Annotated in this window: 14 protein-coding genes; 3 read left to right on the forward strand and 11 right to left on the reverse strand. The window is 56.6% G+C overall.

Annotated features, from left to right (window positions below):
* Window positions 1–2: 2 nt before the first annotated feature.
* The 4 genes from FE784_RS32890 to FE784_RS32905 form a co-directional block, all read right to left on the reverse strand.
* Window positions 3–2,756 (reverse strand): CHASE3 domain-containing protein, encoded by a 2,754-nt coding sequence (locus FE784_RS32890; RefSeq protein ID WP_139606488.1) that lies wholly within the window; start codon window positions 2,754–2,756, stop codon window positions 3–5.
* A gap of 216 nt (window positions 2,757–2,972) precedes the next feature.
* On the reverse strand, window positions 2,973–3,560 hold the full coding sequence (locus FE784_RS32895) for a nitroreductase family protein (RefSeq protein ID WP_139606489.1): 588 nt from the start codon (window positions 3,558–3,560) through the stop codon (window positions 2,973–2,975).
* Between the two features lie 1,026 nt (window positions 3,561–4,586).
* A complete protein-coding gene (locus tag FE784_RS32900; protein ID WP_139606490.1) occupies window positions 4,587–5,447 on the reverse strand; it encodes an inositol monophosphatase family protein in 861 nt (286 codons plus the stop codon).
* A 149-nt stretch (window positions 5,448–5,596) separates the two neighbouring features.
* Window positions 5,597–6,403, reverse strand: a complete 807-nt coding sequence (locus tag FE784_RS32905; protein WP_139606491.1) for a sulfite exporter TauE/SafE family protein — start codon at window positions 6,401–6,403, stop codon at window positions 5,597–5,599.
* Between the two features lie 451 nt (window positions 6,404–6,854).
* On the opposite strand from FE784_RS32905, the gene FE784_RS32910 reads away from it, so the two are divergent.
* Window positions 6,855–7,673, forward strand: a complete 819-nt coding sequence (locus FE784_RS32910; RefSeq protein WP_176706681.1) for a helix-turn-helix domain-containing protein — start codon at window positions 6,855–6,857, stop codon at window positions 7,671–7,673.
* A gap of 75 nt (window positions 7,674–7,748) precedes the next feature.
* Here FE784_RS32910 and FE784_RS32915 read toward each other — a convergent pair whose 3' ends face one another.
* The 3 genes from FE784_RS32915 to FE784_RS32925 form a co-directional block, all read right to left on the reverse strand.
* Entirely contained in the window at window positions 7,749–10,586 is a 2,838-nt protein-coding gene (locus tag FE784_RS32915; protein ID WP_139606493.1) for a DUF4838 domain-containing protein, read from the reverse strand.
* Between the two features lie 30 nt (window positions 10,587–10,616).
* Window positions 10,617–11,918 (reverse strand): ABC transporter substrate-binding protein, encoded by a 1,302-nt coding sequence (locus FE784_RS32920; protein WP_139606494.1) that lies wholly within the window; start codon window positions 11,916–11,918, stop codon window positions 10,617–10,619.
* 65 nt (window positions 11,919–11,983) lie between these two features.
* Window positions 11,984–13,807: an FAD-dependent oxidoreductase gene (locus tag FE784_RS32925; RefSeq protein WP_218103849.1), complete on the reverse strand. Its 1,824-nt coding sequence runs from the start codon at window positions 13,805–13,807 to the stop codon at window positions 11,984–11,986.
* Window positions 13,808–14,351: 544 nt separating this feature from the next.
* On the opposite strand from FE784_RS32925, the gene FE784_RS32930 reads away from it, so the two are divergent.
* Window positions 14,352–15,701 carry a globin-coupled sensor protein gene (locus FE784_RS32930; RefSeq protein ID WP_176706682.1) on the forward strand — a complete coding sequence of 450 codons (1,350 nt, stop codon included), beginning with the start codon at window positions 14,352–14,354 and terminating at the stop codon, window positions 15,699–15,701.
* A gap of 212 nt (window positions 15,702–15,913) precedes the next feature.
* Here FE784_RS32930 and FE784_RS32935 read toward each other — a convergent pair whose 3' ends face one another.
* Together FE784_RS32935 and FE784_RS32940 are read right to left on the reverse strand one after the other, a co-directional pair.
* Entirely contained in the window at window positions 15,914–17,449 is a 1,536-nt protein-coding gene (locus FE784_RS32935) for an extracellular solute-binding protein (RefSeq protein ID WP_139606496.1), read from the reverse strand.
* Between the two features lie 63 nt (window positions 17,450–17,512).
* Window positions 17,513–18,925 carry an ABC transporter substrate-binding protein gene (locus tag FE784_RS32940; RefSeq protein ID WP_176706683.1) on the reverse strand — a complete coding sequence of 471 codons (1,413 nt, stop codon included), beginning with the start codon at window positions 18,923–18,925 and terminating at the stop codon, window positions 17,513–17,515.
* Between the two features lie 202 nt (window positions 18,926–19,127).
* On the opposite strand from FE784_RS32940, the gene FE784_RS32945 reads away from it, so the two are divergent.
* Window positions 19,128–21,380 (forward strand): helix-turn-helix domain-containing protein, encoded by a 2,253-nt coding sequence (locus tag FE784_RS32945; RefSeq protein ID WP_139606498.1) that lies wholly within the window; start codon window positions 19,128–19,130, stop codon window positions 21,378–21,380.
* Window positions 21,381–21,383: 3 nt separating this feature from the next.
* On the opposite strand, the gene FE784_RS32950 is transcribed toward FE784_RS32945, so the two are convergent.
* Window positions 21,384–23,177, reverse strand: coding sequence for a hypothetical protein (locus tag FE784_RS32950; RefSeq protein ID WP_139606499.1), 1,794 nt, complete (start codon window positions 23,175–23,177; stop codon window positions 21,384–21,386).
* Between the two features lie 29 nt (window positions 23,178–23,206).
* On the reverse strand, window positions 23,207–23,415 hold a 209-nt coding region (locus FE784_RS41660; RefSeq protein ID WP_218103850.1), incomplete at its 5' end, for a hypothetical protein.

Here is a 23,415-nt window from a genome sequence, read left to right on the forward strand (position 1 = left end):
ACTCACCCCTTCGTTAGCCAGACGCGCATCAACGAAAACAGCTGATGCATGTTCAGCGGCTTGCTTATATAGTCGGAAGCACCGGCTTCCAAACATTTCTCCCGGTCGAACTTCATCGCCTTCGCCGTCAGGGCGATAATCGGCAGCGTCTCGAATTGCGGAATTTCGCGAATTTGGCGCATCGTCGCATAGCCGTCCAGCACCGGCATCATAATGTCCATCAGGATCAAATCGAAGCGCTCTTCCTTCTCCAGCAGCTCCAGGCACTCTTGACCGTTGCCCGCTACGGTTACGCGGATCCCCGACTCCTCGAGTATGCTTCTGAGCGCGAAAATATTGCGGGTGTCGTCATCGACGACCAGCACTCGCTTCCGCTCGAAGACGGACTTGTCGGACGGTTCGGAGTGGATCTCCGCATTCCATTCGTCTCCGCTCTTGTCGGCGCTACCCGCCCGAAGGGGGGCTTCCGCAAGCTCGACGCCCGCCGCCGCTTCCTCATAAGCCTGGACCAGCTCCAGCATATGCCCGTTCTCGACCGAGGGCAAATACAGCGTAAACGTGCTGCCCCGTCCTTCCATACTGTCGACGACGATCGTTCCCCCCAACAGCTTGGCCAGCTCGCGGCAGATGGACAAGCCCAACCCGGTCCCGCCGTATTTGCGGCTCGTCGTCCCGTCCGCTTGCTGGAACGCCTCGAATATCGCCTCCCGCTTGTTTTTCGGGATGCCGATTCCCGTATCGATGACGGAAAAAGCAAGCACGAGTCCGCTCCGTTTGACCGGGAGCAAGCCCGCCAACTGCTTCGGATCGACGGTTCCGATCGAGAGCGTGACGGAGCCGCTTTCGGTAAATTTGAATGCATTGGATAGCAAATTGCGCAATATTTGATGCAGGCGGCGTTCGTCCGTCCAGAAAATCGTAGGCACTTCCGGGTCCAGCCGGACGGCGAATTCGATCCCTTTCTGCTCGGCGACTTTGTCGAACTGGTACTGCATGATCGTCGGCAGCTCGGTCAAGCTCATCTCCTCGGGGACGATGTCGACCTTGCCCGCTTCGACTTTGGACAGATCGAGAATGTCGTTGATCAAATTGAGCAGATCGTTGCCGGCCGAATGAATGACCTTCGCATACTGCTGCTCGTCGGGAGTGAGATTGGCGTTCTCGGACAACAGCTGCGACAAAATAAGCATGCTGTTGAGCGGCGTTCGGAGCTCGTGGGACATGTTGGCCAGAAAATTGGACTTGTACCTCGAGCTCTGCTTCAACTGCTCGGTATATTCCTCGAGCTCGATGCGGATTTGCTCCAGTTCCTTTGATTTCTGCTCCGAGTAGCGGTTCTGATCCTCCAGCTGTTCATTGGACACGCGCAGCTCCTCCTGCTGGGTTTGCAGCTCCTCCGCTTGCGTTTGCAGCTCTTCCGCCTGAGTCTGCAATTCCTCCGTCATCGCCTGGGACTCCCGAAGCAGCCTCTCGATCTCCATGCGGCTCTCCACACTGCTGATGGCCGGTCCGATCGTGTCCAGAAGCTCTTCCAGCAGCTGCTGCTGAAGCGGCGTGAATGGTTCCAAGGCGGCCAATTCGATAACCGCCGTTACTTCGCCGTCAAACTCCACCGGGGCGATCAGCACGCTGTGCGGAGCGGTATGTCCAAGACCGGAAGCAATCCGGATATAGTTGTCAGGGACGCGAGTCATATGGAAGACGCGATTTTCCGCCGCGCACTGTCCGACGAGTCCTTCCCCGATTTTGAAGCCTTCGGTGCCCGCCGCTTCGCCCGCCGCAGCGTAGGATGCCCACCGAACCATCCGCCGCTGCTCGCCCTTGCCGGAGCGGATGTAGAACACCCCGTAATCCGCGTTCAACAGAGGAGCCGTTTTGGCCAGAAACGATTGACCCAGCGTGCACATGTCTTCGATGCCTTGATACATGCCGACGACTTCCGCCAGCTTCGTTTTCAGCCAGTTTTTGCGCTCGTGGCTTTCCAGCAGCGCATTGGTCGCTTGTCCCAGCTCGCCGATCTCATCCCGGGTCGTCACATCGATCCGTCTGCCCAGGCCCCCTCCGGACGTGGCGATTTCGGTAATCGACCGAATGACCTCCTGAATCGTTTTGACGATCGATCCGGAGATCCAGGTCGCAAGCGCCGTGGAAATGAGCAGAATCGCGGCCAGCATTATATATAGCACTATCTTCAACGCCGTATTCCGCTCATTCAACTGAGCGGCCCGTTCATTGGTCAGGTTGGTTTCCGTATTTCTGAATGCTTCGAATTGGGCCCGGATCTCGTTCATATCCTGCTTGCCCGGGTCTTTTTTGTAAAATTGGGCCAGCGCTTCGGTCCGGTTCTCCTTCTTCAGGTTGACGGCCGTATCACCGGCAATTTCAATCCAATGCTCGATGAGCGCCCTGATGCCCACCAGCTTGTTCTGCTGGCTGGGGTTGTCTGCCAGCAAGTCGTACAGCTGCAGGTAATCCTGCCTCCAGCTCGACTTCCCGTTATTATAGGGATCCAAATATTCCTGATCTCCGGTAATCGTAAATCCCCGTTGGCCCGTCTCCATATCCAGCAAATGCTTCTCGATCCGGTTCGTCAAGTCGTGGACGCCGATATCGTGCTCGATAACGTAATTTCGTTCTTGCTGCATGACGGTAATCTGGTTGTCCACGAAAACAAGCGAAACGATGAAGCATACGATCGCTGCCATATACCCTAGTACGATTTTGGTGCGGATAGTAAATTTGAACCTGCTTCTCATTCCGATGGCCCTGCTTTCTTTAGAATCATTATCTATAAAATTATACCTGTAGACGTCCGGTTTGAATAGTTAGGATTCCAAAATACGTCCCTCTCGTCCACGAAAAGGCGAGCCGGACGTCTCGGCCCCGTCTACGCAAAAACGCCCGCGTTTCACCGCGGGCAAGGCCGTATCGCCGTCGGGTAACGCAAGCGTCCTGTACTTTGTTGCGAAGCTTTACGGCTGATTGATTACGGTCAGCAGCTCGGCGGCCGGAATCCGCGGCTGGGCGGTCGGCACCTTCGCCGGGTAGCCGATGTGAAGGCTCGCAATCGCCCTCTCGCCGGCAACGATGCCCAGCGTTTCGCGGAATTCGGATTGTGCAAGCAGCGGATAGCTTTCCCAGACAAGTCCGAGCCCCCGCTCCCACGCCAGCAGGCTGAAATTTTGGATAAGACAGCTCATGGCGGCGAAATCGTCTTCCCGCACCGCCATATTCGGATTTTCCTTCTGCACGACGACCAGAAAAACGGGAACGTTCATGAACCGGTCGTAAAACTTCCGTCCCATCTCCTCGCGCTTTGCCGGGTCGCTTTCTCTTTTCTCGATGTTGCCGCGGGCGATATTGGCGAGCCGCTCGCGACCGGCTCCATGAACGAGCACGAATCGCCACGGCTGCGTCAGCCTGTGGTTCGGCGCCCATACCGCCGTATCAAGCAGCTCGCGAACGAGATCGGTCTCCACTTCCCTGCTGTCGAATTGATGCACCGACCGGCGTTCCTTTATAATTCGGGCCAATTCCGTTTCCGTGCTGGCCAAGCTCATATCCTTTCAACCTCCCGCATCTAATGTGGCAGCATTCGTTGATAATGAATCTCATTATCGCTTTTTCTTTGCGAATATACCATACTCGTCAGCGGAAAGGAATGGATTTTACTGTGCGGAGGAATGGATTTTCGTCGGCTGCGGCAATTACGGGCTGTGATAGGAGTCTCATCCGGCGTTTCCCTGTTTTCGTTCTTTGCGATAAGGAAGCGCAGACGAAGCAGTCGATTATGAGTGTGTCAATTGCTGAAAATAGTCCGTCGGTACACAGTAGGCACATTTAGCCCCCGTTGATGCAGATCCCGGAGAATTATACTTATGCGGGCTAGCCCGCTCTCTTGATCCGGGCGGTGACGATCGTCCCTTCCGATCGGACAGTAAAACGGGACACTTGCCAAGGCCGCGAAAGCCTTTGGATGAGGCGATCTCCGGCCGGATTCGGCCCTCTGTAAAACAACTGGAAATCATGCAGGTAAATACAGCGAAAAACCGAAATTATTCGAAATAACTGGAATACATGCAGGTAAATGTTCACGATAACGCCAAACAAGAATAACGAGCTAAATTAACTGTACATTTTCCAGTTAATAACAGCTGAAGGGTGATTCGCTACCGAATTAACGGCATGTTTTACAGTTAATCGACGTAGTCACCGAACTGAAGGGGTTGGAGGGGACGCACAAAGCAAAACGCGGTACAAAGCAACAGGAAAAAGATGAGGCAGACAGGTCCGATAACCGTTAGCCGTCTGAACCGCACAAAACCGTCCGGAAGCTGAGAGGCCACTGAAAAAGTCCTTTCGACTTATTTCAAAGATGAAAAAGACCGTGTTTAGCCGTAAGATGGCTTTAAACGGTCTTTTCGTTGTTTTTTTGTAACATCAAGCTTAATAATCGATGCTTCACGAAAAAAACGTGTCTTTTTCAGTGGCCTCGAAAACGCCCGACGGTCCTGCTGGATGCGACGCATATAAGGGAAACATCCGGCCCCTCCGCCGAGAAGCCGTGTCATCTCCTTGCTCCCGGACTAAAACCCCGTCGCTTGGGCTTTCGCCAGCGTCTCCCGCAGCTCTTCGTGAATCGCCCCGTTCGTGGCCAGCACGTGGCGGACGGCCAGCGAATACGGTTGTCCGGCCGTGTCGGTCACTTGACCGCCGGCTTCCTGGATCAACAGCGCGCCGGCGGCGATATCCCAGCTGTTCAAGCCGATTTCCCAGAAGCCGCTCAACCGGCCCGCGGCCACATAAGCCATATGCAGGGCGGCGGAGCCCGCGACGCGAACGTTTCTTGCTCTCGGCGCAACGGCCTGCAAGCCTTTCATATTAACCGGAAGGGCGAACTTGCTGTCCGCCGGAAACCCGGTCGCGACTAAAGCTTCGGACAGCTTGCTTTCCTTGGAGACGTCCAACCGCTTGCCTTTGACGTAGACGCCCTTGCCCTTCTCCGCCACGAACAGCTCGTCGCGGTTCGGATCGTAGACGACGCCGACGATGACTTCGCCGCGGTGCGCCAGCGCGATGGAGACGGAGAAAAACGGGAAACCGTGGACGTAGTTGGTCGTCCCGTCGATCGGATCGACGATCCACAAATATTCCTCGTCCTGCAGCTCCTTCAGCGCTTGGGCCGAAGCCTCGGCTCCCGGCGCGACTCCTTCTTCGCCCAATATCGAATGATGCGGAAAATGCGTCTTGATCAAGTTGCGGATCATCGTTTCCGAGCCTTTGTCCACTTCGGTTACGAGGTCATGCGGCGTGCTCTTCGTCGTTAGCGATGCATGCGCCCCGAGCTTCAGCTTAATCCATTCTCCGGCCTTGGCGGCCGTGTTGATGGCGACGGCGGTGAAGCTTTTGCCGCTTACCGTAAAGGGTGTTTTTTGATCGTTGCCCAATATCGCTCACTCATTTCATTCATACTTTCTCTTTCAAATCTGCGGTACGAGATTAGTATATTACATATACGTCAACATTTCTTCGGAGTTTCACCCAAATCGGTTAGGCGCTTCCGACAAAAGCGCTTTCCTTCCCGGCTTCGCGGGAATTATCCCCCTATCATCTTGACCGCGAACGCGACCAGCGTAATGCGCAGCACCCACAGCAGCGCTCCCCCGCTCATTCTGCGGACGATCCGCGCGCCCAGCCAGCCGCCGACCCATGCTCCGGGAATGAGTGCGATCGCGCTGTACAGGTCGATTTCTCCGTGAAGGCCATGCGTTATGCTCCCGAGGATCGAGGACAGGAAGATGACGAACATCGAAGTGGCCGTCGCCACATGCGGCGGGTAGCGGAACAGCAGCACCATGACGGGCACGAACAGAGACCCTCCCCCGATGCCGAACAGACCGGAAATGAAGCCTACGCAAAACCCGACCGCGAGAGCGGCCGGTATGTTGTAGCCGTAATGGTGAGTATCTCCGTGCGCATCCGTGAACGTCCTTGAAATGCGCCAATCGATGGCCGCCGGCTTCATCTTGTTGCGCAGGATGAGCAGCAGCGCCATGAACAGCATGAAGAAGCCGAACGTCAGCTCGAACGGACGCGGAGCGAAGTTGCCTGTCAGCGAGGCGCCAATCATAGCGGCCGGGCCGCTCGTGATGAAATACAGCCAGGCGCTGCGAAAATCGACCTTCTTTTCCTTCATGAACGTCAGCGTGGAAGAGAGCGCGGTAAAAATAAGAACGGTCAGCGATGTACCGACCGCCGCAGCCGTGGAAATGTCCCTGTCCAGCATGATCGGAGCGAGATACAGAAGAGCCGGCACGATAATAATGCCCCCGCCAAGCCCGACGATGCTGCCGAAGGTGGCGGATACGAGGCCGATGACTAACAGAAGCAAAAATCCGGTCAAGCTGGTCCCACCCTTGCGGCATAATGTGTTTTCATTAATGTAGCAATCGGGAATCGCGAAGTCAAACCGGCATTCGTTAGTGGCGCACTCGCATTTCTTACCGTTATATAAGTTAAACTAAAGGTTTTAACGTTCATTCCATTCCGGAAGGGATTGCCTTGCAGCTTCAGACAGGTTGTTTTGAGTTTCTTTGAATGAATAGCCTGCGGCCAAGGTTGAAACTTGGGAGCCAAAACTCGCTCACAAGGCAATTCCCTTCTTCCATTGCATTGGGCAACTCTTAGCTGGGTCTTTAGTTCATCTTATATAGTTTGTAAAACAGTGGTCAAGATTTCGTCCGTGAGGTAAGCTGAAGTTGTCTCTTCCCGGCGTATGACGGGAACAAGAGCGGATCGTTCACCCTTCCGTCCCGTCTATCCGTTACAATCCGATTACGATGGAGAACGCGTTTATGGAACAATACAATCCCGGACAGCTTCTGCCGCAATTGATCCACGTGGCCGAATGGAAAAACAAAGAGAGCTTCAAGCATGCCAACGAGCGCTCTCCGTTGTGGATCATTTTTATCGTGGTCGCCGGCGGCTTCCGGTTCAAAATCGGAAAGCATCAGGGCACGGCCGGAGCGGATGACCTGCTGCTGTGTCCTCCCGATACGCCGTTTCAGCGTGAAATGCTGAAGCCATCGACGTTTCTCGTCGCCAACTTCAACTGGTATTCCCCGAGCGGGGAATCGGTACGCAGCGAACGGCAACTGACTCCCGATCCGACAGGCAAATTTATGATTCAAGACATCCAGCGGCTCGCTTCCACTCACGCGCACCTGCTCAAAGCGGCCGATCTTATCGATCCGTTCAGCCGGAGTCGCAGAAATTTTCTGCTGCAGGACTTGTGGCAGCTGTTTGCCTGGGAGTGGAGTTGCGCCCAACGCGAGAAGATCGGCCGTCAGGATGATCCGCTGATTCGGCAAGCGGAGAAGATATTACGGGATAACGCCTTGAAGCCGTTCAGTATGAAAGCGCTGTCCGGCAAATTCGGACTTAGTGCCGTTCAGTTTACGCGCAGGTTCAAGGCTTCGTTCGGGATGACTCCGATCGATTACCTTACCGCCATAAGACTGAACCGGGTGCGAACGCTGCTTCTCGAGACCCGTCTCACGCTCGATGAGATTGCCGAGAGGTGCGGATACGAAAGCGGCATGTATTTGAGCCGGATATTTTCCAAAAAAATGAGCATAAGTCCGTCGCAGTACCGACAAGGACACCGCATATAACACGTCTTGAAACGACGGCAGCCCGGACCCCCTCCTCAAGAGGGACCCGGGCTGCCAAGGCTTCTATTCCAAGGCTTATATGCCTTGCAATACAATGGCATCGTCGATATATACCGATTCCGTGACGGAGAGACCGTCGACCACGACAATAAATTGGATTTGCTTCACCTGTTTATTGTTGATGACTTCGGGTATTTGTTCCAGCAGTCCAAGTGTAGCCCACTCCCCGGCAGTATCCGAAAGCGAACGGATTTCCGAAGTGACCGTGGCCAAATTCGCGCTCGTATCTCCTCTGATATTCATACTAAGCTGAATCGTGCCATCGGTCGTCGACCCGGCCGGCACATAATAATGAACGCGCGCCGCAGTCAGTCCCGGATTGACGGGGAAAGTCTGATACGGTCCACCGCGCTCCAGCCCTGTAATTTGCATGCTGGCGTTGCCCGTGCGGGCTACACCGACAGAACGCTTCATCGTTCCGGTAGATACGATCCACTGCTTCCATAGGGCAACGCCGGTCGATCCCGTCTCAAACGACGAATTTTCGGTTAGCGACTCGGCTTCCTCCGCGGCACTTTTCAGCAGTCGGGCGAAGTCGCGCATCGGCGAAGGGATGCCTGCGGCCGCGATTTGCCCGATCCGATCCGTAACAGGTCCTCCCGCAGGCTCCTCGCGTTTTACATAATCGACCATATCCCACAAATTATGCTTGTTCCATCCGGATGCCTCGACGTTGGGAACGAACGGAAGAGCCAGTATCGGATCGTTTTTAAATGATTCGATCAGTTGGTCGCGCTTATCGGCCATTTGCAGCTTTACTGCGATCGTTGCCTCCGTATGGTCGAGTATGTCCATAGCATCGCCGATCGTTGTCGGCGGCTCCCCCTGCTTCGGATAACTGAGCACCGCCGCTTCCACAAGCTCGAAGGCCCGCATCAGCTTATTCGCGCGTACTTGCTGCGCGGCTGTCCCGGCCTTATCCACTACCGCCTCCATTCGGCTCCTGCTCTCTGTCAGATCCGCCTCGGTCACCAGATCCAGATAAGCTCCGGAGGTAAAGGGCAGGAACGTCTTTGCCTTACCGTTTTGAAACCAGGGGGAGAGCGGAACCCGCTCGGTCCAGAAGCTTTCCCACAAATCGTAATAGGCCGCCAAATCGGGCGCAGCCGCCGTCCCGACCGTCCGCTCGTACCATTCCTCCAGCAAATCGTCTACATCCCGCTCCGGGTTCCACATCAGCTTGGCCGTCACCCATGCTTTCGGACCTTCGCTTCCGCTCGGGTACATCTCCACATAATGAGCAGTCGTTCCATGCTCCAAGGACAAGCTGTAATGATCGGCCGCCAGATGCGGGTAAACGCGAGGGACCACATAGCTGGATCCGTACATATAATCGTACCATCCGGTCTGGCCGGTTCTCTGTTCCCACTGCAGCAGCCGCTGATGCTCGGCGGACTGCATGACCGGATCGAGCCAGGTCATCCGATCCTTCGTCAAAAACGGAATCACCTTCGGATGCAACGGGAATGAAGGCGGATCGACCACATTCTGATAAGCGATCAGTCCGAACCATTTATCGGGATATACGGCCGCTACCTGCCCGACGACTTCATTAACCCATCCATAATACAGGTCGGACAGGTCGGCAAGACCGAGCGAATTGGTCTTGTTCGGGTAGGCCGGATGGGCGGGGTCGGCTTCGCAAAATCCCCGGCTGTCGTTTACGCCAAGCGAGTACGATGTTTTGTCCGGATTGGTCTGAAAATATTGAACAATTCCATATACGGCGGCCGCCACCGTGCCGGGCTCGGAGAAACACGGCTGCCAGCCTGCCGTCACGCCCTGAGCCGGCGGCTTTCCCTTCGGATAAAACTCCGGATTGCTCGCTCCGTACCGACTTACGGAGAACAACGAGTATAAGTTATGATGGAACTCGACGGGGCGGTTGTAGTTGCCCTGCAGCCGGTTAACCTGCGCCCATTCGTAATATTGACGCGACAGCAAGGGTCTCGTGGTATCATACGGACTGCCGCTGAGCGGACTGATGACCCGCTCTGTAAACGCCGGTTCCTCCAGCACTTGGTCGCGCGGCACGGCAATGTCCGCCTGCACGGGGACATCCTCGCCGTCGGGACCGGGGAGAAGCCAGCGCACGCCGACATATTTCTCCAGGAACGCGTGTACGCCATTAAGCGTTCCCCACCGGCTCGGACCGATAATCGTCACGGAATTCCCGTGCGGATGAATAACGAAGCCGTCCCGATCCAGGTGCTGGAGCACGGATTCGACATAGGCTTCGCCGGCGGAAGCGGTTGTGCCGACGTACAGACGCACCGCGCCGCTCAACGGGCCAGGGGTGGCGTCCAACTGCTGCTCGGTCATGACGGGAAGCGCGGCGCCCGTAGATTTCTGCACATAATGGACAAGTCGCTGCGCGGCTTCGACCGCGTCGGCATTAGGCGGCGGAGAAATGATGACCACTGCCTTGGAGACACCGTTCTCCACGATAAGCAGCGGATCGGATGTTGCTTGCAGCATATGCATAAGCTCGTTCGCCTCCCACTCTATCCCCGACACGGCCGAAGCGGAGATCAGGTTTTGCAGCCGCACCGACGGATCTTGGATATAATGCAGCATATCCGCGGCATAGGCGTTCGCCTGCGCGTATGCCTGCTGATCCTTCAAGAGGCGGATGATCGTCAGGCGGTATCGCAATTGCTCGGCCAATGTCGGGTTGATGTCCCCGGAATCCTCATACCCGTCTATCAGTTGCAGCATGGCGCTCACCGGCCCGCCGACATTGTAGTTCATCCCGTCGGCTAACGCGATCCGGTTCTGGGTAGAAAGGTACAGAGGAAAAATAAGAGTCATGCATAAGAAGATGGTTATGAGCTTGTAGAAACGAGTTCTCATTGCTAACGCAGCTCCTTCTCGTAATATGGACTATTTGGCCGAGCCTTTTTCCGCATCGACCCTCTTGTTAATTTCTTCGTCGGCCTGCGCGATCGCCGTATTGACGTCAAGAGCCCCTTCCAGATATAGCTTGAATTTCGCGATGGCGATCGCTTCGGCTTTTCCCCGATAGGTCGAGGCGACGGGGTACGGAACCGGCTTGCTTTTGAAAATGCCCGGTAGCCCCTTGTCCTTCAGGGAAGAATTTGCCGCTCCAAGCGCCTGCTTGACATTCTCGCTTCTGAGCGGGGAAAGCTTCCCTCTTCGCGAAAGCTCAAGCTGCACTTCTTCCGACGTAATGACATCGATGACTTTCGCGGCTTCATCCTTATACTTGCTCGCTTTTGTGGCGATCACCGTATATACGCTGGCATTGCCGTACGTATTCGGTTTCTCCGGATAGCTCGGGTACTGCACGACATTCCAGTTCAATCCCGCGTTCTCCGGCGCCGCCAACTGGTTGAGTATATTGAGATCCAGCAGCATGGCCAGCGTCCGGCTCTTCATGAATTGGTTTTTCGGCGTTTCGGCTATGAGACCGTTGCCCGGAATGCTGTAGATCGATCGGGCCAGCTCGAACACCCTTTTCCAGCTGTCGTTGTTCATCGTCGCTTTGTCCGTTAGCGGATCGATCGCCGCGATCGCCAGAGGCTGCGACATCCACTGTACCGTGCTGCCGGGATCGAAGCCGCGGTATTGCACGCCGCCGTCCATTCGCGTCACCCTGTTGGCCAAGTCGATGACGCCTTGCCATAACATCCCGTCCGTCGGATAAGGAACACCGAATTTGTCGAAAATGTCTTTGTTGTAGTACATCGCATGGTAGTTGACATTGATCGGCAGCCCGTACAGCTCTCCCTTGTCCGACGCCTTTCTGACGTCTGTCATGTAGTTCGGCTCGAACCGGTCCAAATCGACGCCCTGATTCTTGAAATGAGACGTCATGTCCATAACCAGCCGCATATCCCGATAAGAGGGAAGCACTCCGGTATACGTTACGACAATATCCGGGACGCTGCCTGCCGCGATCAGTTCCGTTAGCGTGGTGCCTTTCGTTTCCGGGTTGTAGTTGATCGTAATATGCGGGTACTTCTTGCCGAGATGCGTCCGGACCACTTCCTGAAAATCCTCGTCCAGAAGCGTGCCTACGCTCTGGCTCGCAAGCTGCAGCGTTACCGGCTCGGCTCTCTCTTCTTTTGCATTCCCCGCATCGCGGCCGCCGCAGCCCGCCAGTACAATCGCGAAGGTTAGAAGCGGGGCGAGCGCTACAAATCGTTTCCTGTTTCCGGTCATACCGAACCCCCTTTGTTCCTTTTCCAAGCTCGTATGCTAGCTGTATACTTATCGGACATACGTCCTTATTCGCAGCGAATTTCCACGAGTCTCGCGTGGTCCAGTCCGTTCGTGGCGATAACTGCAAGCCGGAGCCGGGAGACCTCGTCCAGCTGCGTCCCGATTTCAAGCTGACGCCGGTAGTTGTCGCGAATATGAACGACTTCGCGGAATTGCCCGATCGTTTCCGCGAGCAGCCGAAATTCCTTAAGCGTCTCCGGCTGCGGTCCCCATACCATTCTGGCATGAAAGGCGTCCTGCTGGGTCAAGGAAAGGTACCGGTGCAAGCCGGTATCAAGAACGAGCGTAATCCGGCGAAGGCTTACCGGCTGCTCCCAACAGAGCTCCAGCCACGGCTCTTTGTCGGCCGGCTCCGACATCCAGCGATGAGTGCCTGGGGCGGTCAGCTCGCTCCGTACCCCTCTCGGTCCCGACACGGCACGGCTGTGGCGGTCGACAACTTGCGCGACGGCGCCGAGCTCTTGCTCCGAGGACGCGGAGATCTTCGCTTCATCGGCCAGATTGCGGTCCGTGAGCAGCCTGCCCGGCAAATAAGCGCCCTGGCGAAGCAGCCGCTGCTGCGCTTCCCGTACGACCCGCTCGTCGCGCCACGCTTCTTCCAGCGTCTTGCCGAGCTCGATGGCGGTCGCGGCGAACGTTCCCAGCCCTTCTCCCATAACCGAACAAGTGGCCATAACCCGCGTGCTGGAAAAGGCGATATGCGTCGCCGACATGTTGCGGCCGGCGAACATGAGATTGGCAATATTGGCGCTGACCAGCGAGCGCAGCGGTATCCCGTACATATACGGCGTATAGGGCTGGTTGCAAGGCTTTGCATCCACGGCTTCGATCCCCGAAGGCGGGTGAGTATCCATCGACCAACCGCCGTAAGCGATTACATCTTGAAAATCGACCGCCTCCTCCAAATCCGTCTGGGTGAGCACATGCTTGCCGACGAACCGGCGCGATTCCCGCTTGCCCGGCAAAAAGCCGAACCAGTCCAGCGCCCAATTGGCCGATCCGGGATGATGTCCGCTGTTCTTGATATGGTCCCAGACGCCCAGCATAATACCCAGCAGCTCGTCGCGAATCGTTTCATTGTCTTTGATCGTATCGAGCATGCCGCCGAATTCGATCCACCAGTAGCCGTATTCCCACGAGCTGTGACTGCGGAATTTCAAGTCCTCTTCGCTGAAGGTACGCGCCCAGGAGGGGGCGACGAACGGCATCGGCCTGCCCATGTCCCTGGCCATGAACAGAAGCGACGAACCGAGCCGGTAATCGTCCCTCTCCGTCTGGGCCGCCGTCTCCCCATATTCTCCCGCTGCCTCCCTTCCGGTCGTGAACAGAGCTCCCGCCTCGTACCCGAGCCGGCCGTCCCCGGTGCAGTCGGCGAACCAATCCGCCTCGATCCCGAACCGCTCTTCCGTGCTTTCCCGGCTTGCATAGGCAGCCACGATCCTGTTGCCGCTCATCCTGACGCCCGTTACCGTAGTGTTGAGCATCAGTGTCAAATTCGGTTCGGCCCGGCATTTGTCATACAAGATCAGATCGAGCATCGCCGGGCTCCGCTGCGGGTTGCGCACGGCGCATTCCAGCATGATCTCCTCCAAAATCCCGGTCTCCCGTCCTTCGGTGCGCAGCTCCGACCCTCTAGGCGACGATCCCGAGACGTGCATGCGAATTTCCGAGGAAGCATTGCCGCCGAGAACCGGACGATCCTGGCATAGCACGACCTTCGCTCCGTTCCGCGCCGCCGCGAGCGCTGCCGCCACACCTGCGACGCCTCCTCCCGCTATCAGCAATTGCGTCTTCAGCCTGATTCGATTGACCGTTTGTTCGATATCCAATAGGTTTCTCTCCTTGAATGCGGGGCCTCGCTTTTATTTGTCTGCCGTGTACACTCTTTCATCATAGGGAAAGAACAATTCCATGACTATGCACAAAAAATTCACGGACCGTGCACTTGATTTCACGGCAGCCATACGGACGCCCACAGGTTGGTGGAGCGCGAATCTCCGTTTGATCGGAGTACCGCTAAGCCGAACAGAATGTAAACAGTCAGTCGGACCGCTTCAGCGCAGGCTGGGGTATCCCGTGATTTCCATCACAGCATTGCCCGACCGAATCGTTTATGATCATTATCGTCGATCGTTTCCATAATATTGTTGCCGTTGTAATAAATCGGAGGCGACGCCGAGTCATCCCGCTTTCGACAGCGCTTCCGCGCCGCAGCATCGACTACTCCGCCTATTTCATTTCATCCGAAAATTCAAACGTGCAAAATCATGCCTTCCGCTTCCATTTCTATACATATTGAATTAGAAAGTTATGAAAATCTCCTATACAATAAGCATAGAGGAAGGAACTACAAGTCCCCGAGGAGCATCCGCCATGACTAAATGTCCGTATCATGCTTTTACCTCCATGTTCCGCAATAGTAGCTCCGCCAAGCCCGAAGCCGGCCCCGTCTTGTCGGAGATCCGCTTGCGGGAACGGGATGCCGCCCCGAAGGGCGATACGCTCGGCAATCCCGAATGGACCGATCAGCTCAAAATGATCGATCTGACCGAGGACGATCTTCGCATCATCCGGGGGATACAGCCGTTCATACTGGAGCGCATCGACGAAGTCGTCGACGCTTTCTACAAAACGGTGATCGATGTGGAAGGACTCCGATCGATTATTGAGAAGCACAGTACGGTCGAGCGGCTGCGGGAGACGCTGCGCCATCATCTGACCGAAATGTTCAGCGGGAGACTCGATGACGAATTCGTGCGAAAGCGGCTGAAGATCGCCGAAGTGCACCAGAGGATCGGACTTGAACCGAAGTGGTACATGGGCGCCTTCCAAAACCTGCAGAACACGTTCCTTTCCGTCATCCAGCCCTACGTCCGCAACGGCGAAGAAAGCCTGCTCGTCGGAAAAGCGGTCACGAAGCTGCTTAATTTCGAGCAGCAGCTCGTGCTGGAAGCTTACGAGAAAAAAAATACCGAACAGCGCGAACGGCAATACGATCAAATCAAAGGGGAATTGAAGCAGGCGATCAGCGCGATCAGCCAGGAGCTGGCCGCCATAACGGAGCAGACGAACGCTTCTACGCAGGAGCTCGCGGCGGCCAGCGCCCAAGTGAACGATTCGGTCGCCCACAGTGCGGGCAAAGCGATCGAATCCCGGCAGTTGGCCGACGCCGGCACCTTCAAGGTGACCGGGCTTCGGACGCGCATTGAGACGATTCGTCACAGCTCGCAGCAGGTGGAAGCGGCGGTAACCCGACTGAAGGAGTCTTCCCGGCAAATCGGCGGAATCGTCACGATCGTGAAGGACATTTCCACCCAGACGAATTTGCTGTCGCTCAATGCTTCAATCGAAGCGGCCCGGGCCGGGACGCATGGCGCCGGCTTCTCGGTAGTCGCCCGCGAGGTGAAGAAGCTGTCCGAGGATACACGGGAGGCAGTGTCCCAGATCAGCAAGCTGATCGAACGGTCGAACGAATTTACGCAGCAGGTGGTCGACTCGATTCAGAACGTACAGCGGCAGGTGGAAGCCGGACAGCGCGAATCTGCGCAAACCGGCGAAACGTTCGCGCAGATCGTCCGCTCTCTGGAGAGCGGCCTGCTGGAGATCGGCAAGGCGGAGAAGGAGATGAAATCGTTGGTCGAAGCGGTCGGCCAAGTAGGGGAGGCTGCGCAAAAGGCCGCCGTATCAGCCGAACGGCTGGACGAGACGATGCGCAATTATTAACGGGGTTAACCGGCAAGCAGAGACATGCCTCGTTCCTGTTGAACGTGCATAGCGGGACTCCGCCCGGCAAATAGAGCGCCCCATTGGCAACTTGGGTCGATTGGGCAAACCGATTCGGCGGGGTTGCCGGCTCATTCAGCCGGATCGGTTTGCCCAAATTGCCGGTAGAGCGGCTTTCTTAACGATATAAATCATTCGCTATCCGAAACACTTTATTGAGACTGCTCCCACGCCGCCTTCAGCTCATGTTGGATGTCCTTGTATATATCGGAGGCGACGAGCCCGTCCACATAATCGTCCCATTGCTCCAATGTCATGATGCCCATGACGACCTTCACCCGGTTGTCGTTCAAATCTTTCGTAAAGTTCCCCCACCGCGTCATCAACGTATCGGATTCGAGCGAATAGTGGGGATTGGTCAAGCCCATTTCCTTGTATCTCGCATATATGGTATCGACCGTCTGGGCAAACTCCTCGGGTCTCTTCAGACCGCGCTGGAGCGTATCCGCCATAATATCCCGCGCCTCGTGTTGAAACCAGCCCCAGCAAGCCACGCAATCCTCTTCGAAGCGGGGCAGGTTGTTCTTTCGGCCGTCCTTGATGTAATGGTGGACGCCCTCCACCCCGTGCGTTACGAGCTCCCTGTACTCCGGCGCAGCCAATCGGTCGATCAGCTTCAAATAGCGGGGAATTTGTCCTTCGTTGCCCTCGGCGCGAATCACCGTCTGCGTGTAGAACCCGATATTCGCGTCTACAGCCCAGCCCCGGGGCCCTCTGACCGGCGGAATCAGCACGCTGTCCGCGGCGGGGTTCACATGGGCGGCGAAAGGAACGGTCGTCATGCGCGGGTTGTCCGCCGGGGCGTACGAATGCCACCGGTGCGCTTTGGCCGCCGCTTCGCCCTTCTTATAGGCGTCGGCGTCGGCTCCGAGCGCGAACTCCGGATCGATCGCCTTGGCATCGTACAGTTTTTTGAGCCACAGCAAATATTGCCTGTACTCCGGCATAAAGTTCTGATAAGTAAAGTTTCCTTTGTCGTCGACGCCCCAATTCATGACGCCGGTGAAAGCGACGGAAACGGATTTCAGCCCCGGTCCGTCGAGCGCCTTGGCGCCGCCTATCTCGAGCCCGTACCGGTCGGGCGGCGAGCTAAGCCGGATCAGCGTGTCGGCGAGCTCGTCGACAGTCTCGGGCAGCTTCATGCCGCCCGCGTCCAGCAAGTCTCTGCGCATGTAGAAGCCGTCGAACGTCTCCGGCTCCAAATAGCGGGGGATGCCGTATATTTTGCCTTTATACGTCAATTTGTCCCAGACGGAGGCCGGGTAGGAGGCCAAATTCGGATAGTCCCGGGCAAAAGAAGCCGACCGGATATACGGGGTCAGATCGGCAAACATCCCGTCCTCGATCGCCTTCACCTGTACGGACGTATAATGCTGGGGCCCGTCGGGCAGCAGTTGGACGAGATCGGGAATTTGACCCGTAGTAAGCGCTACCTTCAGCTTCTGCTCGTAATCGCTGCGGGGGATGAAGCTGGGCGTAAACGTTACGTTCAACCGCTTCTCCAGCTCGCGCTGAAATTCCGTATCCGTCTTCGCCGTCCTCCAGGCGATATTCATGAAGCCGACCGCAAGCGGAGGCTCCTCATTCGGAGGAGGCAATCCAGCCTGCTCTCCGTCTCTTTCGCAGCCGATCGCCCCGGCAAGCAGCCAAGCGGTCATCAAAAGGAGCGCCCAACGCGCCATATTCATCCGTCAACACCGTTCCTTCCCAGACCGCTCGCCCGTTGCGTCATTTCCCCGGCCGAAATCGACTTATTTGTTCGTCTGCAGCGCCTTGGCGGCGGCGATGTCCTGTTTGATCGCGTCCTCCGCCTTGCGCAGCACCGTATTGATATCCTCGTTCGTTTTCATCATGTCGACGAATGCGGCGCGCATTTTCGAGGAGCCGTCTACGAAAGTCAGTCCGTTCGCGCGCGCGGGAGGCGGCGGGGCGTACTTGTTCGCGTAGACCGCCTGCACGTTTTTCCCTTTCAGCTCGGGCATATTATCGCCGAACGCCTTCTGCACGTCCTTGCCGACCAACGGCGTGATCAGCCCTTTCTTCGACAGCTGCGTCTGCACTTCGTCGGACAGCAGATGGGCGATGACGGCGGCGGCTTCGTCCTTATGCTTCGATTGGCCGGTTACGAACAGCGAGTAGAAGTTGGACTGGAGACCTACGCCGGGAGCGTCCTTGAACACCGGCGCGGCCACCACGTCCCAATTCAGATTCGGATTCGCCTGCGGCCATCCGATTACTTTCTCGGCGACATGGACGGCCAGCGCGTATTGGCCCTTCGGGAAATTGTCCACGTTGCTGACCGGATTGTTCGGAATATCGTAAAACCGCTTTACATGGGCAACGTATTGTTTCCACGCTTCCGTTGCGACTTCCGGTTTGTCCTCCTTGGCATCGAGAAATCCGAGCGATCTCGGATTATACTTCAGCAGCAGCCCGGGATCGGCCTGGAAGCCGTTATACTGCACGCCCCCGTCGGTACGGGTCAGCTTCTTGGCCAGCTCATACGTCTCGTCCCACGTCATGCCGTCGCGCGGATACGGAACGCCGAATTTATCGAACACATCCTTATTATAAAACATCAAGTAGTTGCTTCCCAGAAAAGGAAGTCCGTTCAGCTTCCCGTCCCCGTAATTGCGAACGACCTGGAGCAGCGCCGGGTCGATCCGGTTCAGATCGAACTTCTGCTTCTGGAGCAGGGCGGTCATATCGTGCTGCAGACCGTTGCGGATAATCGCGGAAGTAACGTTGGAGCTCGAATCGAGCACAATATCCGGAATTTTGCCCGCGCCGATCAGATCCTGATATTCCGAGCCTTTGGCGGTATGGATATGCTCGAGCTTGATGTGCGGAAATTTCGCTTTAATAAATTGGCCGATGTCGCTTTCGAAATTTTCCTCCTTGGCGTAGTTCCCGTTCTGCGCCGTGTAGAACAACAGGGTGACCGGCTCCGTTTGGGCTGCCGCCCCCGGCTCGGCCCCGTTCTTGTTCCCGTTCCCGCATCCGGTCGCCAGAGCGCCGAGCAGAGCCAATGTCGCAATCCGTTTGATCAATTCGTTTCTCCTCCTCCATCGTGAAAGTTCCCCCTCTGTCATCCGGTTGAACTTGTCGCCGCGCGTCGGCGGATGAGCTCCTGTCCGGACGATCGGCGGCGACGGATTCATCATGACACGCCTCCCTCCCTTGCTTCCATTGCGTTGTTGTGACATATCCGTCGCTTTGGCATCCGATTCTCGTTATCCGTCCGGGAAGGGGCTTGCCTTCCTTCTGCCAGTCACGAGAGCGATACGTTTGTCACGCCGGCGCGGTAGACTTCAATCCGGCCTCGCCTGTATGATGAGGAAAGAGATCGAATAGGGGGAACGGCTCGTGAAGCTGAGACACACACTGCGGATCAAAATGATTATCGGGTTCGTCATCGTCATCGCACCCCTCGTCAGCTTCTTGTCCTACTTGAATTATTACAGTATGGAGATGATCCGCGCTCAGGCCGCTCAGGCCAAAAACGACCTGCTGCAGGTTTACTTCGACGGCATCGACAAAAATATCGACAGGGTAAGCGATTTCTTGTACAAGCTCGTGCTGAACGACCCCGATCTGAAGTCGCTCGGCCTGCATCCGTACGCCAGCCGCGACTACATATTCGCCAAATATTTGCTGATGGGCAAGCTGGGCGTCGAGCTGGAGGAATTCCCCGACGCCGAAAACTTCTTCGTCTACCGGACGGACCGGGACGAATTTATCGCGACAAGCCAATTTCAGGACAAATTTCTGAACAATTTCGATTTGCCGGCTTTCAAGGAAACGATTCGCGCAGACCGAACCGACCGGTGGATCATCGTCCGGAGCCGCCAAGAGGCGGCCTTGATCAAGCTCGTCCCGGCCGATGTCAATCTGGTCGCGGGCGCCTGGATTCGGCTGGACCGGCTGATCGCACCTCTGCAGTCGGTCGAATCGGTCGAAGGCTCGGAATCGGAGGCGGTAATCTTGTCGCGGGAAGGAGAGGCGCTCACCCCCTCCAGATTCGCGACGAACGGCTTGACGGCTCCCGAAACGGGCCATACCTATTCGGAGGCGATCGGACCGGATAAGCGGAAATTTCTGGTCATCGCCAAACAGTCCGAGCTGGCCCCCTTTACGATCGCCGTGTCCATTCCGGAGCAGCAGCTATTCCGCTCGCTCCTCTTCTACCAGAAAGCGATATATCTCATTCCGCTCGCCGCGGCCCTCATTATCGTGCTGTTCATAGCCGTTCTGCAAAACGTCGTGTACAAGCCGATGAGAACGCTGCTGCGGGGAATGGCCAAGGTCGGGAAAGGAGACCTGAGCGTCACGCTGCACAGCAGCGACAAAGGGGAGCTCGGCTATGTGTTGAACAGCTTCAACGAAATGGTCGCGAGAATCCGGGAAATCGATATATGGGAGACGCAGCGGCCCGTCATTATCGATAAATTTTGGCAGGATTTGCTGAGCGGGCGCCAACTGCTGAACGTGGAACGGCTGGAGACGATGATTTCGCTGTTCAAAAAGCCGCTCGCCTCCGACGGCTTCGTCATCCCGATCCTCATCAGCGCCTCCCAATGGAAGCAACATATATCGGCCGAGGACGAGACGACGATGGAATACGCGCTGCGCAATGCGGCAGGGGACATTGTGCTGAACGGTCTGTCGGGAGACGTCATTCAAGACCGGAACGGCACGATCTTCGCCCTCGTTTATCTCGAAGCCGACGCAGCCGGCAAGCTGGAGACGATCCAGGCGCAAATCGACCGCAACTGCGCGAGCTATTTGGACGCCTGCCTGCAATACTTTTGCAGCTCGCTATGCTGCTACGTAGGCGAACCGTCTCCCCTTCTGAAGCTGAGCGAAACTTATTACGCGCTGCTCGAGCTGGAGCGGCATCATGTTACGGCGGCCAACACGGTCTATTACCAGAAGGATATGAAGTCGTTCTCGGCGCAATTGCCGTCTCTGTATTGGCTGCCGGACTGGGCGATCCCGTTCAAGTTCGGTAAATGGGACAGCGTCCGGGAGAAGCTGGAGGAGACGTTCGGACGGCTCGAGCAGGGAGTTCCCCCGGCGAAGGAAGCGATGGAGGGCATCTACTATGGAACTTTATACACGTTGTATACGATTTTCCATGAGAACGGAATACCGGTGTACAGCGTCTATCAGGCGGCCGATCTGAATCCTCCGGCTCCACCCTTGAAATCGGTCCTGCAATTGAAGCGCTGGACGTTTGCGGTTGTTCATAAAGGAATACCTTGCTTCCAGCAAACGGACCAACAGCACGACGGCATCGTCGCGAAAATCATGAACTACGTCGCCGCCCATCTCAAGGACGATTTGTCGCGGGAGGAGCTCGCCGAGAAGGTGTACCTGAACCCTTCCTATTTATCCCGACTGTTCAAAAAAGAAACGGGCCAATCGCTGTCCGACTATATCGGCCAAGTCCGGATGGAGGAAGCCCGGCGCCTGCTGTCGCAAACGAACATGAAAATCGTGCAGGTCGCCGAAGAGTCCGGATATCGCAACGTGTCCCATTTTACTAAAATGTTTAAACGTATGACGGGCGTTACCCCCCAGGAATACCGCAGCAAATATTTGGGCGATATCGGATAGCCGTCACGAAATTTTCACGATCGATAGCGTCGTGGAGCCGGCGCCGGGCTGAATGGTCATCGCCTGCTCGGACCATACCCGGATATCCAGCGTTTGGTTTTTGTTCAATTGCACGGGCATCGTTCCCTTGGCCAAATACGACCTGCTTCCCTCCGTCACTCCGTCGTCAAGGTAGGCGAACGCCCCCGCGCCGCCGTCCAGATGGATCGCCAGCCTCGTCCGGTTCGCCTCCGCCGGCTGCGACCATTGCACCTGGGCGGCGACGAGATAAATCCCCGCCGCCTTGGCCGTGAACGTGCCGGCTGCCGCATCGAATTCCCCCCAGTTGTCCCGGGACTCGGTGCCGTAAGCCACCTTCGTCCATGTCGCGGCCGGTATCGACTGGGTGGTTCCGCGGTAAGCGCGCACATGGCTCGGTTGTTCGATCGTCAAGCTCTCCCTGAACTTCACGCCGTCTCTCGTGAGCAGCTGCGCGCTGAATTTGGCTTCGCCGGTTCCCAGATTGTCGAACAGCGTCCCGTCCCCGTAATCCCAATCGACGCAGCCTTGGAACGACACCGACTGCCTGGCGAAGCTGCCCTCGAAGGCGACGAGCTTTTTCAAATTATGCGGATAATTCGTCACCTCCTCGATCACGACATGGCTCGCATTGCCCACCATGACGAAATAGCTGCACAACGGCTCGCCGTTCACCTTGGCCCCGATAGCCAAATACGAATCGCGGAACTTGATGCTTTTGGAGGCAGGCGCGTTCGGACCGCACGAAATCTTGACGAAGGCATCCAGCCGGTGCGACGAGCCTACCTCGAACCAGCACCTGTGAAAATAAGCGGAATTGTGCGGGGAGCTTAGCACGATCACGATGGGCGCTTCCGCAGAGCTGCCGTCCTTGACGAATTGACAGTCCTGCACCCGTATGCCGCCCGCCCCCATTATCGACAAGGCCGTGTCGTTGCCGATCGTATACAATTCCCGCAGCGTGTTCTGCCCGCTTCCCGCCCCGATATACATCCCTATCTTGTTGTAGAACAGATTGACCGTGTCGAAGCTGTTCACGTCGCTGTATTCGCCCCAGAAGCCGTATTCGAACCGCTCGATCTGCACGTCGCGGAACTGGATGCCGCCATTGCCGTAATCTTTGACCGCATACGTTCCGGGCCCGTAAGTGCCCCTGCCGATGGAGACGGACATCGGGTTGTTGAGCGGAGCCGTATTCGTTCCCGCGTAAGCGAGCGTGATCTGCTCCAGGGCGAAGCCTTGTACCATGTCGTTATAAGGGGTGCCGGTCGACAATCCCAATTGGAAGCAAGGGCCCGTTCCGGCGTAATTGATCCGCGTACCGCCTTCCGTCTTGCCCGACGGATCGCTCGGACGGCCGGAACGCACTCCTATGATGCGAAAACCGCGCTTCATTATCACGATAGTGGAGGATACGATATACTCGCTTTTGGCCAAATACAGCTTCCGGTTGTTCAAGTTGTTATCCTCGATGTAGCGGACCGCTCTCGTCAGCCTCCCCGTATCGTCGGACTCGGTCTCGAGCCTCGGGAAGTCTTCCTCCAAATCGATCCACAGATGGGTCAGCTTGCGCGACAGAACGTCGATCCGCCCGTTCAGCTCCTCGGCGTCGTCCCCGTACACCGACTGCTGAACGGACGCCTCCGAGCCCATCGTGTTCATCAGCGCGCCCGCGACTACCGCGGCTCCGGTCAAGCCGAAGGCGGCCATCGCCTCGCGGCGGCTCCATCGTTTTCTTATCGGTTCCGGTTTCTTCTCCGCATCCTCGTTCTCCTTCATAAGCGATTCCTCCTGGATATTCGATTGGCTTACGCCGTTTCCGTATGCCCAGCATGACACGATCCCTGTAGGCGAATCCATTGCGTTGTTGTGACATTCCGATCGTTTTCGGGCCTTGTTGCCGCCAGCGGCAGCCCGTGTAACGAAAACGCGGGCAAAGTCACGCGGCCAAACAAAATAACCCCACAAAGTGGGGCGAGGTTGTTGAGAAAGCGTGCAAAAAGAGGAAGCGATGAAG

Source organism: Paenibacillus hemerocallicola, from assembly GCF_006265175.1.
Classification (GTDB): Bacteria; Bacillota; Bacilli; order Paenibacillales; family NBRC-103111; genus Paenibacillus_AB; species Paenibacillus_AB hemerocallicola.

Coding starts and splice junctions, on each gene's coding strand:
- FE784_RS32895 (WP_139606489.1), bottom strand. CDS start 3,560: ATGAGCTTGGCCAGCACGGAAACGGAATTGGCCCGAATTATAAAGGAA.
- FE784_RS32910 (WP_176706681.1), top strand. CDS start 6,855: ATGGAACAATACAATCCCGGACAGCTTCTGCCGCAATTGATCCACGTG.
- FE784_RS32920 (WP_139606494.1), bottom strand. CDS start 11,918: ATGACCGGAAACAGGAAACGATTTGTAGCGCTCGCCCCGCTTCTAACC.
- FE784_RS32890 (WP_139606488.1), bottom strand. CDS start 2,756: ATGAGAAGCAGGTTCAAATTTACTATCCGCACCAAAATCGTACTAGGG.
- FE784_RS32915 (WP_139606493.1), bottom strand. CDS start 10,586: ATGAGAACTCGTTTCTACAAGCTCATAACCATCTTCTTATGCATGACT.
- FE784_RS32940 (WP_176706683.1), bottom strand. CDS start 18,925: ATGATGAATCCGTCGCCGCCGATCGTCCGGACAGGAGCTCATCCGCCG.
- FE784_RS32935 (WP_139606496.1), bottom strand. CDS start 17,449: ATGAATATGGCGCGTTGGGCGCTCCTTTTGATGACCGCTTGGCTGCTT.
- FE784_RS32950 (WP_139606499.1), bottom strand. CDS start 23,177: ATGAAGGAGAACGAGGATGCGGAGAAGAAACCGGAACCGATAAGAAAA.
- FE784_RS32930 (WP_176706682.1), top strand. CDS start 14,352: ATGACTAAATGTCCGTATCATGCTTTTACCTCCATGTTCCGCAATAGT.